Source organism: Bradyrhizobium sp. USDA 4011 (assembly GCF_054063415.1).
The window spans coordinates 1,996,333-2,009,275 of record NZ_JBSSGG010000001.1 but is presented as its reverse complement, the minus strand read 5'-3'; the positions used below and the strand labels follow the sequence as shown (position 1 = coordinate 2,009,275).

General features: G+C 64.8%; 11 protein-coding genes. 7 read left to right on the top strand and 4 right to left on the bottom strand.

The genetic code is table 11. The features are described 5' to 3' along the window. Positions 1–9: 9 nt before the first annotated feature. Together ACVW1C_RS09300 and ACVW1C_RS09295 are read right to left on the bottom strand one after the other, a co-directional pair. Positions 10–1,359: an aspartate aminotransferase family protein gene (locus ACVW1C_RS09300; protein WP_456763031.1), complete on the bottom strand. Its 1,350-nt coding sequence runs from the start codon at positions 1,357–1,359 to the stop codon at positions 10–12. A gap of 17 nt (positions 1,360–1,376) precedes the next feature. Beyond that, positions 1,377–2,252, bottom strand: a complete 876-nt coding sequence (locus tag ACVW1C_RS09295) for a MurR/RpiR family transcriptional regulator (protein ID WP_456758164.1) — start codon at positions 2,250–2,252, stop codon at positions 1,377–1,379. Positions 2,253–2,447: 195 nt separating this feature from the next. On the opposite strand from ACVW1C_RS09295, the gene ACVW1C_RS09290 reads away from it, so the two are divergent. The 6 genes from ACVW1C_RS09290 (at position 2,448) to ACVW1C_RS09265 (ending at position 9,973) form a co-directional block, all read left to right on the top strand. Further along, on the top strand, positions 2,448–3,560 hold the full coding sequence (locus tag ACVW1C_RS09290; protein ID WP_456763030.1) for an amino acid ABC transporter permease: 1,113 nt from the start codon (positions 2,448–2,450) through the stop codon (positions 3,558–3,560). A 1-nt stretch (position 3,561) separates the two neighbouring features. Beyond that, positions 3,562–4,683: an ABC transporter permease subunit gene (locus ACVW1C_RS09285; protein ID WP_456758163.1), complete on the top strand. Its 1,122-nt coding sequence runs from the start codon at positions 3,562–3,564 to the stop codon at positions 4,681–4,683. A gap of 128 nt (positions 4,684–4,811) precedes the next feature. Continuing rightward, entirely contained in the window at positions 4,812–5,606 is a 795-nt protein-coding gene (locus ACVW1C_RS09280) for a FadR/GntR family transcriptional regulator (protein ID WP_456657103.1), read from the top strand. Positions 5,607–5,650: 44 nt separating this feature from the next. Continuing rightward, positions 5,651–7,069 carry an amidase family protein gene (locus ACVW1C_RS09275; protein ID WP_456758162.1) on the top strand — a complete coding sequence of 473 codons (1,419 nt, stop codon included), beginning with the start codon at positions 5,651–5,653 and terminating at the stop codon, positions 7,067–7,069. Between the two features lie 40 nt (positions 7,070–7,109). Then, positions 7,110–8,540 (top strand): amidase family protein, encoded by a 1,431-nt coding sequence (locus ACVW1C_RS09270; RefSeq protein ID WP_456758161.1) that lies wholly within the window; start codon positions 7,110–7,112, stop codon positions 8,538–8,540. Positions 8,541–8,752: 212 nt separating this feature from the next. Beyond that, a complete protein-coding gene (locus ACVW1C_RS09265) occupies positions 8,753–9,973 on the top strand; it encodes an ABC transporter substrate-binding protein (RefSeq protein ID WP_456758160.1) in 1,221 nt (406 codons plus the stop codon). A gap of 170 nt (positions 9,974–10,143) precedes the next feature. On the opposite strand, the gene ACVW1C_RS09260 is transcribed toward ACVW1C_RS09265, so the two are convergent. Then, positions 10,144–11,748, bottom strand: coding sequence for a recombinase family protein (locus ACVW1C_RS09260; RefSeq protein ID WP_456758159.1), 1,605 nt, complete (start codon positions 11,746–11,748; stop codon positions 10,144–10,146). A 28-nt stretch (positions 11,749–11,776) separates the two neighbouring features. Continuing rightward, entirely contained in the window at positions 11,777–12,013 is a 237-nt protein-coding gene (locus ACVW1C_RS09255; protein ID WP_456758158.1) for a hypothetical protein, read from the bottom strand. A 232-nt stretch (positions 12,014–12,245) separates the two neighbouring features. Between ACVW1C_RS09255 and ACVW1C_RS09250 the strand changes: the two genes are divergently transcribed. Next, positions 12,246–12,941 carry a hypothetical protein gene (locus tag ACVW1C_RS09250; RefSeq protein ID WP_456758157.1) on the top strand — a complete coding sequence of 232 codons (696 nt, stop codon included), beginning with the start codon at positions 12,246–12,248 and terminating at the stop codon, positions 12,939–12,941. Positions 12,942–12,943 lie beyond the last annotated feature (2 nt).

Genomic DNA, 12,943 nt, shown 5'->3' with positions numbered 1-12,943 from the left:
GTCCTCCTCCTAATGACCAACATCTTTCAACGCGCTGTCTACCGCAGCGCCGAGCCTTTCGACGATCATGTCGATGTCGCCGGAAGTCGCAATATAGGGCGGGGCGAGCAGCACATGGTCGCCGCGCTGGCCGTCGGCGGTGCCGCCCGACGGATAGCAGCCGAGGCCGCCGGCGAAGGCCGTGGACTTGATCCGCTGATGCAGCTTCAGCTTGGGATCGAACGGCTGCCGCGTGCCGCGGTCGGCGACCAGCTCGATCGCCCAGAACAGGCCGCGGCCCCTGATGTCGCCGACATGGCGGTGATTGCCGAAGCGTTCGGTGAGCCGCTGCTCGAGTTGGCGGCCGCGCGCCTTGACTTGGTCGAGCAGCTTCTCCTCACTGATCACCTTCTGCACTTCGAGCGCGGCGGCGCAGGCGAGCGGATGCGCGAGATAAGTGTGGCCGTGCTGGAACGCGCCGGAGCCGTTGCGCACGGCGTCGACGATGGCACCGCTCGCGAGCATCGCACCGATCGGCTGATAGCCGCCGCCGAGGCCCTTGGCGACCGCCTGGATGTCGGGCGCGATGCCTTCCTGCTCCCACGCATGCAGCGTGCCGGTGCGGCCCATGCCGCACATCACCTCGTCGAGGATCAGGAGCGCGCCGTGACGGCTGCAGATCTCGCGCACCGCCTTGAAGTAACCCTCCGGCGCCGGCACGCAGCCGGAGGTAGCGCCGACCACGGGCTCGGCGATGAAGGCGGCGACGTTCTCGGGGCCGAGCCGCTGGAATTCCGCCTCGAGCTCAGCGGCCAGCCGCGCCACAAACGCGGCCTCCGATTCATCGTCGCGCTTCTCGTGATAAGCAAAAGCGGGGGTGACATGGCTGAACGCGGGCGACAGCAGCGGCGCATAGGGCTCGCGTCGCCAGGCATTGCCGCCGGCCGACAGCGCGCCCAGCGTGTTGCCGTGATAGCTCTGGCGGCGGGCGATGAAGCGGGCGCGCTTCGGCTCGCCGCGCTCGATGAAATATTGCCGCGCCAGCTTGATCGAGGCCTCGATCGCCTCCGATCCGCCGCTGACGAAATAGATGTAGCCGAGCCCGCCGGGCTCGTGGCCGACCAGCCGCTCAGCGAGCTCTTCCGCCGGCTCCGACGAGAAGAAGCTGGTGTGCGCATAGGCAAGCTTGGATGCCTGCTTTGCGATCGCAGCAAGTATACGCGGGTGCTGGTGGCCGAGGCAGGACACCGCGGCGCCGCCGGAGGAATCGAGAATGCGGTGGCCGTCCTCCGCGATCAACCAGACGCCGTCGCCGCCGATCGCTTTCGGCGGGGTTTCGCGCAGGCTGCGATGCATCACGCGGCTCTTGTTGGCCGCCAAGGGGACTGCCATGATACTCATCCTTTCTCGACAAAATACTGCGACATCGCGGCAAGCCGCCCCTCGGTCTCCTCCAGCTTGCGCTTCGCACCCGCGCCGCCCAGCGTGAAGGCGACAGCGGCCAGCGACTGCGCCACCGCAATTGCGCCGGTGAGGCTCGGGAAGAAGCCGGGCGAGGAGGCGGCCTCGAACAGCAAGCGATGATCTGCGCCCTCGGCCATCGGAGCGCTGATCGTGTCGGCGATCGCGATCAGCGTGGCGCGCGCCTGATGCGCCGCACGCGCGGTCTCGACGCTGACCAATGTGTAGGGCGCAAAGCCGATCACGACCACGGCGTTGCCGGAGCGGAAGGCGCCGTGGTCGAGATCGAACGGGCCGGAGCCGCCGACCAGCTGCACGGCATCGGGGCGGAACAGGCGGAGCTGGTAAGTCAAAAGTTCCGCAACGCTGCGGCAGCTGCGAAAGCCCGTGATCCAGATTCTATCAGCGGCGTGCAGCGCACGCGCGGCGTCTGCGATCGCGCTCGCGGAAATCCGTGCAAGCCCCGCGGCTTCCGCCTCGAGCTTGTCGTGCACCAGTTTGACATCGGCATTCGGCCCGGCGCGGCGGCCCTTGGCGCGGCCGGAGAAAGGCGAGCCCTGTGCCGGGCGTCGCGCCTCGGTGAGTGCGGCGCGCAATTCGTCCCAGCCGGAATAGCCGAGCGCCTTGGCAAGACGGGTGAAGGATGCAGGATCGGCGCCGGCGACCGAGGCGAGCTCGCGCATCGAGCGGGTGGTGGCGTCGTAATCATTGGCTGCGACAAAACGCCCGACTTCCTGCAAACGCATCGGCAGCGACGGCAATGCGCTGCACAATTCGTTCAGGGGCGATGGTTTCGGCTGAGCCTGGGCCATGAAACATATGTTGCACGAATATCAATTTGGTGCAACATATGAAGTGCGCAGCCCCGAATACGCTCTTGCGCATGGCAGAAGATCGCTTCTCACTGGGATCCTTGTGCTGTGACGACATCGACGCCGCAACGCCTTCCCGCCCGGGCTCCACGTCGGTCCTGGCGGCTTTCGCTCAGCGATCCCCGCGTCGCCGGCCTGTTCTGGCAGGTCCTGGTGGTCGCCATCGCGGTCGCCATCGTCGCCTGGCTGTGGTCGAACGCGGTGCATAATCTCTCGGTGCGGCGCATCTCGACCGGCTTTGCCTTCCTCGGCCGCGAAGCCGGCATGCCGATCGCAGATTCCTGGATCGATTACTCGCCGAAGAACACTTACCTGCGCGCCTTCATCGTCGGCATCGTCAACACGCTGCGCGTCGCTGTCATCGGCATCGTGCTGGCGACCGTGATCGGCACGCTGGTCGGCATCGCGCGGCTGTCGTCGAACTGGCTGCTGGCGCGGCTCGCCGCTGTCTATGTCGAGGTGCTGCGCGACCTGCCGCTGCTGCTGCAGTTGTTGTTCTGGTACGTGCTGATGCAAGGGCTGCCGGCGGCGCGTCAGGCGTGGAAGCCGGTCGAGGGCGTGTTCCTCTCCAACCGCGGGCTGATCTTGCCGTCGGTCCCGTTGCAGGAGGCCAATTGGTGGACGATCCTGGCGCTGGTCGCGGGTCTCGTTGTGCTCCATCTCGTCAGGCGCCGCCTGATCGCGCAGCAGATGCTCGACGGCAAAGCGCGGCCGGCCTGGCCCTACGCGCTCGGCCTCGTGGTCGCGCTGCCGGCGCTGGTGTCGTGGCTCTCGGGCGCGAGCTGGAGCGTCACGCTGCCGGAGCTGCGCGGCTTCAACTTCGTCGGCGGGCTCACCCTAGCGCCGGAATATTTTGCGCTGCTGATCGCGCTCGTCACCTACACTTCGGCGTTCATCGCCGAGATCGTGCGCAGCGGCATCCAGGCGGTGCCGCGCGGCCAGTCCGAGGCCGCCAAGGCGCTCGGACTGAAGCGCGGCTTCGTCTTGCAGCACATCGTGCTGCCGCAGGCGCTGCGCGTCATCATCCCGCCGATGACCAGCCAGTATCTCAACCTGACGAAGAATTCCTCGCTTGCGGTCGCGGTCGGCTACCAGGACATCGTCTCGATCGCCAACACCACACTGAACCAGACCGGGCAGGCGATCGAGTCGATCGCGCTGATCATGATGGTGTTCCTCACCATCAGTCTCGGCATCAGCCTGTTCATGAACTGGTACAATGCGCGGATCGCGCTGGTGGAGCGCTGAGATGAGCTCGGTCGCAGACCTTCCGCAGGATCCGTTGCCGATCGGGCCACGGCCCGCGCCGCGCGCGCTCGGCGGACATCTCACCGCGTGGCTGCGCGCCAACCTGTTCGCCTCGATCCCGTCCAGCATCATGACGCTGTTGCTGCTGTTCGTGCTCGGCAAGGCCTGCATTGCCCTCTGGCAGTGGGGCATTGCCAACGCGGTCTGGATCGTTTCCGGCAACGACACCAGCGCCTGCCGCGCGCTGCGCGGCGCCGGCGCTTGCTGGGCGGTCGTGCCCGAGAAGTACCGCTTCATCCTGTTCGGCACTTATCCGTTCGACGAGCAGTGGCGGCCGGCGCTCGCGGTCCTGATCTTCATCGCGCTGTTCGCGGTCTCGAGCCGCCGCAGCTTCTGGCGCAAGGAGCTGTTCCTGCTATGGGCCGCAGCCTTGATCGCGATCGGATGCCTGATGTGGGGCGGCTTCCTTGGGCTGTCCTTTGTCACGCAGGATCGCTGGGGCGGGCTGCCGGTGACCTTGATCCTCGCGACCTTCGGATTGGCATTCGGCTTCCCGCTCGGCATCCTGGTCGCGCTCGGCCGACGCTCGAAGCTGCCGGCAATCCGCTCGCTCTGCGTGCTCTATGTCGAACTGATCCGCGGCGTGCCGCTGATCAGCCTGCTGTTCATGGCGAGCGTGATGTTCCCGCTGTTCATGCCCGACGGCGTCAACATCGACAAGCTGCTGCGCGCGCAGATCGCCTTCATCCTCTATGCCGGCGCCTACCTCGCGGAAGTCGTGCGCGGCGGCCTGCAGGCGGTGCCGCGCGGACAATATGAGGCCGCCGATGCGCTCGGGCTGTCGTACTGGGAGAAGAACGCGCTGATCGTGCTGCCGCAGGCGATCCGCCACGTCATCCCGCCGCTGGTCAACACCTTCATCGCCTTCTTCAAGGACACCAGCCTGGTCCTGATCATCGGCATCTTCGATCTCTTGACGACGGCGAAGACCGCGATCGTCGATCCGGCCTGGCAGTCGTTCAGCGTCGAGGTCTATCTGTTCGTCGGCGTGATCTATTTCGTGTTCTGCTTTGCGATGTCGCGCTACAGCCGCGGCCTCGAGGCACAGCGCGGGACCAACTGAGCGATCGTCTCTCGCCAATTCCTGAATGTTGGGTCGGCCGTCATGCCCGGGATGAGCCCCGGGTGCGACGACCTTTTTGGGGCGATCGCCCCTTGCCAAGCCGTCTCGATCCTATTTATGATCATAAAATGGATAAATCGGCTCTCCCCTCCCTGGACCCGTCGCGGCGCGCCTCGATCAAGCGCAAGCGCTCGGACGCGGTCGCCGATCTTATCCGCAGCCACATCTTCCAGGCCGGCTTGCAGCCGAACGACCGGCTGCCGCAGGAGGTCGAGCTGATCGAGATGTTCGGCTGCAGCCGCTCGACCATCCGCGAGGCGCTCAAATCATTGGAAGTGCAGGGGCTGGTGCAGAACACCACCGGTCCCGGCGGCGGCGCGCGGGTGGCGCCGGTGTCGATCAACCGGATCGTCGGCCTGCTCAGCAACTACTTCTATTTCCAGTCGATCAGCACCGCGCAGATCTACCAGATCCGCCGCCTGATCGAGCCGGAGCTCGCCTTCAGCGTGGTCGGCCACCTCACAGCGGCGCATTTCGCCGCGCTCGACAAGGCGATCGCGGTTCAGGAGCACCATCCGGGCGGCATCGCGGACTGGGAGCACCACCGCCACGCCGAGATCGATTTCCACGACATCCTGATCGAGGCCTGTCCCAATCCGCTGCTCGGCCTGGTCGCCCGCTTCGTCAACGAGGCGATCCGGCACTTGATCGGCAAGCTCGGCGTGCAGGAATTCGCATCCAGCTTCACCTGCGAGAATATCGAGTTTCACAAGCGCCTGATGACCGCATTCCGCTCCGGCAACGCCGCGCGCGCCCGGCGCGTGATGCTCGACCATGTGCTGAGCGCTGAAGCCGTGGTGGTCCCCGCGGAAGACCGCCGCATGGATCTGCCCGTCTTTCACCAGCCGTTGCGGCTCGACTGAACCGCATCGGCTGACTGCTGCATCACGCGTTGGAGGAAACAACAATGGTCACGCGGCGCGAGAATGAGTTGTGGAACTGGTCGGCCGTCGATCTGGCGCGCGCGATCGCGACGCGTGTGATATCGAGCCGGGAAGCCGTGCAATCCAGCCTCTACCGGATCGCGCAGGTCAATCCGGCGTTGAACGCCATCGTTGAGGTGCTCGCCGATGAAGCGCTGGCCGCGGCGGATGCGGCGGATGAAGCGGTGAAATCCGGCGCGGAGCTCGGCGTGCTGCACGGCGTGCCGGTCACGATCAAGGTCAATGTCGATCAGCGTGGCCACGCCACCACCAACGGCGTCGTCGCCTTCCGCGACGTCATCGCGACCGACGACAGCCCGGTGGTCGCGAATTTCCGCAAGGCAGGCGCCGTGATTGTCGGGCGCACCAACACGCCGGCGTTCTCGCACCGCTGGTTCACCAACAACGATCTGCACGGCGCGACCTACAATCCCTGGAGCCGGCGGCTGACGCCGGGCGGCTCCAGCGGCGGCGCCGCATCGGCCGTCGCTTCCGGCATGGGCGCGATCGCGCATGGCAATGATTTCGGCGGCTCGATTCGCTATCCCGCCTACGCCTGCGGCGTCGCCGGCCTGCGTCCGACGCCGGGACGAATTCCCTCGTTCAATCCGTCGGCGACTTCAGATCGTCCGATCACGGCGCAGATGATGTCGGTGCAGGGGCCGCTGGCGCGCTCGGTCGCCGATCTGCGCGCCGGCCTCGCCGCTATGGCACAGCCGGACGCGCGCGACGGCACCTGGCTGCCGGTGCCTCTGGAAGGCGCGCCCCTCAAGCGTCCGGTCGGCGTTGCGATCGCGGCGACGCCGTTCGGCGACGAGGCGCCGGAGGTCAGCGCGGCGGTGCGCGCCGCCGGACGCTGGCTCGCCGAGGCCGGCTTTGCCGTGGAGGAGACCGTGCCGCCGCGGCTCGCGGAGGCTGCCGATCTCTGGCATCGCCTCGTCATCAATGAGGAGCGGCGCGTGCTGGCGCCGATGATCCGCAAGTTCGGCGACGTGAGGGCCCGCTACAATCTGGACTGCCATATTGCGTATGCGCCTGAGCTCGACGGGGATCAGGTGCTGGCCTGCTTCGAGCAGCGGCTGGCGATCGTGCGGGCCTGGCAGCTGTTCCAGGAGCGTTGCCCGGTCATCATTCTGCCGGTCTCGGCGCAACTGCCGTTCCGCTTCGATCAGGATCAGGAAGACGCAACGGTGGTGCGCGCGCTGCTCGATGCGCAGCGGCCGCTGCTCGCCGTCCCCGCGCTCGGCTTTCCATCGGTCGTGGTGCCGACGGGGACCGCCGGCGGCGTGCCGGTCGGTGTGCAGGTGATCGCCGGCCGTTTCCGCGAGGACGTCTGTCTCGCCGTCGCCGAGGTGATCGAGGCGCGTGCGTCGACGCTGACGCCGATCGATCCGCGCGACTGAACCAACAACAAAGCACTCAACACAACCGGGAGAACAACACGTGACGAATGCACCGATCTGGCAATGGTCCGCCGTCGAGACGGCCGCGGCGATCAGGAACAACGAAGTGACATCGGAGCAGGTGGTTCGCGCCCATCTCGACCGCATGCACGCGGCCAATCCGGCGCTCAACGCCGTCGTCATCGATCTCGGTGACGCTGCGCTGAAGGCCGCCAAGGCGGCCGACGAAGCGCTGACGGCAAGCAAAGGGAAGGGCGGCACCGTCGGACCGCTGCACGGCGTGCCGGTCACGATCAAGATCAACATCGACGTCGAGGGCCAGGCCAATTCGAACGGCGTGGTCGCCTTCAAGGACAATATCGCGCCGGGCGACTCGCCGGTGACGGCCAATCTCAAGAAGGCCGGCGCAATCATCATCGGCCTGACCAACACGCCGGAATTCTCGCTCCGCGGCTTCACCGACAATCCACTGCACGGCCTGACGCGCAATCCCTGGAATGCCGACGTGACCTGCGGCGGATCTTCGGGCGGCGCCGGCGCATCGATCGCGGCCGGCATCGGCACCATCGCGCATGGCAACGACATCGGCGGCTCGTTGCGCTGGCCGGCGCATTGCAACGGCATCGCCACCATCAAGCCGACCCAGGGCCGAATTCCGGCGTTCAATCCCAGCGCCACGGCAGAACGGCCGCTGATGGCGCAGTTTATGTCGTCGCAAGGACCGCTGGCGCGCCACGTCGCCGACGTGCGCCTCGGCCTCGAGGTGATGGCGCAGCGCGACCCGCGCGATCCCTGGTACGTGCCGGCGCCGTTGACGGGGCCGAAGCCGGCCGCGCCGGTCAAGGTCGCGCTCGCAAGGATCCCTGAAGACATGGCGACCGATCGCGGCGTGATCGCGCTTCAGCGCAAGGCGGCTGATCATCTGGCCGATGCAGGCTACGCGGTCAGCGAAGTCGAGGTGCCCGACCTCAACAAGGTCTGGCAGCTCTGGTGCGACCTGATCATGACCGAGACCCGCGTGTTGCAGCAGGACCAGATGCTGGCGACGACGAGTGCCGACTTCCAGAAGACGTTCCGCGGCTTCATGGCGCTGGCCAACCCGCTCGACCAGGCCGGCTACATGAAGGCGATCGCCGAGCGCTCGCGCCACATCAGGAACTGGATGACGTTCCTCGAGCAGTATCCGCTGGTGCTGATGCCGACCTCGGTGCGTCAGACGCCGGAGGTCAATGCCGATCTCGGCGGCGACCAGCGCGTCAAGGAGTTGTTCTGGAACGACCTGCGCTTCATTTCGTCGATGAACGTGCTGGGGCTGCCGGCGGCCGTGGTGCCGGTCGGCCTGCATGAGGGATTGCCGGTCGGCGTCCAGATCGTCGGCTCGCGCTATCGCGAGGACATGTGTCTCGATGCGGCCGAGGCGATCGAGCGCAAGGTCGGCATCCTGGCAAGACAATTGTGGGAGCGGCGCTGAGGCGATTTCGAAACCACCCAGCACTGTAAGGAACGCCGCGGCGAGATCTCGTCGCGGCGTTCGCATGATCGGCGACGCGCGTGTCGGCGGGCTTGTTCCTCCTCCCGGAATTCTTGCGCGGAATCGCAGAGCGCCATGCCGGCCACGGGGTTGTCGGCGATCCCTGATTGCTTCAGGAGATCGTCCCAACCATCCGAACCCTTGGGAACGAAATGTCCATCACCAAAAGCTCGCATGTCCTGGTCGCAATTGCCGCCGCTTGTCTCTCATTTGCGGTCGGCGCTGCCCGAGCGGAGGATGGTGTCCTGCGGGTCGGCATCATCACCGACATGAGCGGGCAATATTCCGACGGCAATGGCCCGGGATCGGTGATCGCGGCGCAAATGGCCGCGGAGGAAGTCGGCGGCACGGTCGCCGGACGCAAGATCGAGATCATCTCCGCCGATCACCAGAACAAGCCTGACGTCGCCACCGGCATCGTGCGCAACTGGATCGACAACAAGGGTGTCGACGTGATCGCCGAAGGGGTCAACTCCGCGGTGGCGCTCGCGATCCAGACCGTGACTCGCGAACGCAAGAAGCTGTTTCTGATCTCGGGCTCCGGCTCATCCGACCTCACCGGCAAGCAATGCTCGCCGACCAGCGTGCAGTGGACCTACGACACCTATGCCTCCTCGAACGCGACGGCGAAGGCCGTGGTAGCGCGCGGCGGCACGCCCTGGTTCTTCCTCACCGCGGATTACGCGTTCGGCCAGGCGCTGGAGCGCGACGCCAGCAAGGCCGTGACATCGGCCGGCGGCAAGGTGCTCGGCGCGGTCCGTCATCCGTTCGACACCGCCGATTTCTCGTCCTTCCTGTTGCAGGCGCAGTCCTCCGGCGCCAAGATCCTGGCGCTCGCCAATGCCGGCTCCGACTTCCGCAACGCGGTGTCCCAGGCCGACGAGTTCAACATCCGCGCCAGCATGCAGCTCGTCGCGCTGCAGGTGACGCTCACCGACGTGCCGGCGCTTGGCCTCGCGCATGCGCACGATCTGCTGTTCACCGATTCCTTCTATTGGGATCGCACGCCCGAGACCCGCGCCTTCGCCCAGGAATTCTTCAAGCGCCATGGCGCGATGCCGACGGCCTACCAGGCCGGCGTCAACTCGGCGCTGCGGCATTATTTCAAGGCGGTCGCGGCGACCAACTCGGTGGATTCGGAGACCGTGATCGCGCAGATGCGCAAGACCCCGGTGAATGATTTCTTTGCCCAGAACGGCGTGGTGCGCGAGGACGGCCGCATGGTGCACGACATGTATCTGATGCGTATCAAGAAGCCGGAAGAGTCCAAGAGCAAGTGGGATCTCTACGAATATCTCGCGACGGTGCCAGGCGACCAGGCCTTCCGTCCGCTCGATGAAGGCGGCTGCCCCTACGTCGCCAAGGCGCATTAGGGAGCGAGCGATTGCGGCCGGCGTTCTGGTGCGCCGGTTGTGGAAGCGGGGGTGAGGTGAGCACAATTCGCGGGCTCCCTCTCCCCTCGCGGGAGAGGGTGGGGAGAGGGGTGGCCCCGGGCGAGATCCCGAGTTCCCGGTTACACCTGTGGTCCTACCTCCGGTGCTTTCTACCTTACGCACGGGGTCCATGGGTGCGATCGGCACCCGTGCGCGATAGAACCCACAGAGCAAAGATGGGCGATCCGGCCTTTAACGTCGAGGTTCACGGAACCATCGGTTTCGGTATGGACGGTGACACTAGAGATCAGGCTCCGCAGGATTGTGATCTCCTCAGGGCTGGCCTTCGCAAGCTCTACGCCGAGCTTATCGAGCACACCATGGTAACGGTCGATCGCGCGGGGATGTAGTGCAATCACATTGTTGGTCGGTATCGAAGCCAGCTTGGCCGCAACCTGTTTCTGCTCAACCTCAAGCGCTGTCAGTTTGGCGACAAGGGCAGAGACGGCTCCGCCGCCGCCCGCGACTACTTCCACCATGTTCGTAATCTGGCGCTCGATATCGGCAAGCCTCCGTTCAAGAGCTGGCCTCGCACTGGTGGCCGCCGCCGTCAGCTTCCGCCTCTCGGCGTTGTACTCCGTAACGAACGCCTCGATCAGGATAGGGTTCGCAAGATGCTCCCGAAGGCCAGACGAAACCCGCCCCAGAATGTCATCGAGATAAACGGCTTTCGCATTCTGGCACGAGCCGTTCTCACGGTGGCTACTGCACATTAGCCGAGTGCGTCCGCCGTGCTTCCCGATGGATTGCAGACCAGCGCCGCAGCAAGCGCATTTGATCAGTCCGCTCAACACATGACGCGGCATGCGCGCTGCCCTAGCTCCCGCCAAAGCACCAGAACCAGAGCGAGGGCCATCGCAGCTCCGTCTTACCCGGATGGACTGCACTCGCTCGTGCAGCTCATCGCTCACGATCCGAAGGTGAGGCACGCTGACGGTCTTCCACTCAGAGCGAGGGTTAACGATGGTGCCGCGCCGCCCGGTCTCAGGATTACGATCCGTCGTCTTCGTGGTCCTGTTCCATGTCATCAGGCCGCGATAGATCGAGTTGCCAAGAACACCGTTCTCCCGGCTCTTTCGTCCGAGCAATTCAGAAGCACTCCATAGCTTGCCGCGCGGCGCTGGCACACCGCGATTGTTCAGGTCGCGCGCGATCTCGAATGCACTCTTGCCTGCGGCGAACTGCGCGTAAATCTCCCGGACGACTACCGCTTTGTCTTCGTCAATACGCAGGACGCCCGGCTCACCGGGAACGCCAGCGTAACCGTATGGGTGTTGTCCGCCCGGAGACCGGCCATCTGCGAGCACTCCGACCATCCCGCGATGCGTATGACCGGCAAGGGTCGAGACGTACATCTCGTTTAGGAGTGCTCGTACCGAGCCGCCGATGCGGTCAACGTAGCCGGTGCCTGTCAACAACCTGATGCCGCAGTAGCCGAGCGTCTCGCGAGTAGCATGGAAGTCAGCTTGACTGCGCGTGAGCCGGTCTGTGTCTTCGCAAATCAGCACATCGAAGCGCCGAGCCTTTGCGGCATTCATGAGTTTGACGAAGCCGGGGCGATCACCTTTGGTGCCGCTGATAGCCCGGTCCTCGAACAGCTCAATGACGGTCAGGCCCTCGCGCTCTGCGATACTACGGCAGAGCGAGATTTGATCTTCAATCGATCGGTCGCGTTGCCGGTCACTGGAAAATCGGGAATAAATCGCGGCTCTCATGGTCTCCTCACATGGGGTTTGATTGTCCCTAGGACTTGGAGTCTGACAGCTCGTTCAGCAAGTCGTCGGTAACCGACTGTTCCGACTCGTGTTTTGACGCTGCTGACACATGATCCTCCCGCGCCAGCCGCCGCGCCAGCTCCCGCACATAGGAAAGCAGCGCCTCGACCGGTTCCCCGGCAGACGGCCCCGGATCACGACAGAAATGCAGGACGGTACGCTCGCAGCTCTCCGGCGAGATGTTGAAAAAATGGCGCGATGACATTCCGCCGAATTAACGCCGCGCTCCGACCAATCAAGCCGACGACATCCGACAAATCGTAACGATGACCGTTTTCGCGGGGATACGTCACCGCGACTAGGATCATCAGGCAGTGTGAAAGGCTCGCTTGCATGCGTCACGAAGCGTTACTCATACCTCGTACCATGATCGCATCGGCGCGGTTGTTTGGCACCCGCACACAGGCACGATGCAAGGTCGTCACCGGGGGAATGATTTGTCCAGCGCTGTTGCCGCGCTGCTGATGAGGGCCAAGGCAGGCCGAAACATATCAAACGAAGTGATTGGGATGTTGAAACAACACGGAAGCGTCGCCGACGAGCAAGAGCTTGCCGACGACAGCGTGAAGTCAACGAAGGGAATTTGGCGCAAGCGCCTCTTTGTTGAGCGCCATCAAACACCGGAAGGCGCGTTGACGTGGCGCGGTTCGCGGCAGAGGACAAAGAAGCTCTGCGAATGGCGCGCCGCCACGATACGGAACTACACAGAGTGCAGCCGGTTGCTCCGCATCGCATGGACGCTCGAAGGTCTTGCGATCGGCCGTGGCTACGCCTTCGCTTCCGACACAGTGCTCGCCAAGATGGCCGACGTTGAGGTTAGAAATCTCCAGCGGGCTCTAAAGACACTGGAAGACGATGGCGTGATCATCCGCGCATCCATTTCCGTCCATACGGATAAGGGCTGGAAGGCCGAGCGTCGCATCTGGCTCTCGTCGAAAATCATCAAATCGATACCGGTTACGATGACCGGTACCCATACCGGTCACGGTGACTGCAAAGATACCGGTTACGATGACCGGACAGAAGCTAAAGAAGACACGATGCACACGAGAGGTGCTCGCAAAAGCGGTCTTTCATACACCCAGATTGCCGCGAGGAAGAACGCGGAGATCAATTCCCGGAAGAAGGATTGAGG

Excerpts from the sequence above, each read along its gene's own strand:
- ACVW1C_RS09295 (WP_456758164.1), bottom strand. The coding sequence starts at position 2,252 with ATGGCCCAGGCTCAGCCGAAACCATCGCCCCTGAACGAATTGTGCAGC.
- ACVW1C_RS09285 (WP_456758163.1), top strand. The coding sequence starts at position 3,562 with ATGAGCTCGGTCGCAGACCTTCCGCAGGATCCGTTGCCGATCGGGCCA.
- ACVW1C_RS09280 (WP_456657103.1), top strand. The coding sequence starts at position 4,812 with ATGGATAAATCGGCTCTCCCCTCCCTGGACCCGTCGCGGCGCGCCTCG.
- ACVW1C_RS09275 (WP_456758162.1), top strand. The coding sequence starts at position 5,651 with ATGGTCACGCGGCGCGAGAATGAGTTGTGGAACTGGTCGGCCGTCGAT.
- ACVW1C_RS09265 (WP_456758160.1), top strand. The coding sequence starts at position 8,753 with ATGTCCATCACCAAAAGCTCGCATGTCCTGGTCGCAATTGCCGCCGCT.
- ACVW1C_RS09260 (WP_456758159.1), bottom strand. The coding sequence starts at position 11,748 with ATGAGAGCCGCGATTTATTCCCGATTTTCCAGTGACCGGCAACGCGAC.
- ACVW1C_RS09255 (WP_456758158.1), bottom strand. The coding sequence starts at position 12,013 with ATGTCATCGCGCCATTTTTTCAACATCTCGCCGGAGAGCTGCGAGCGT.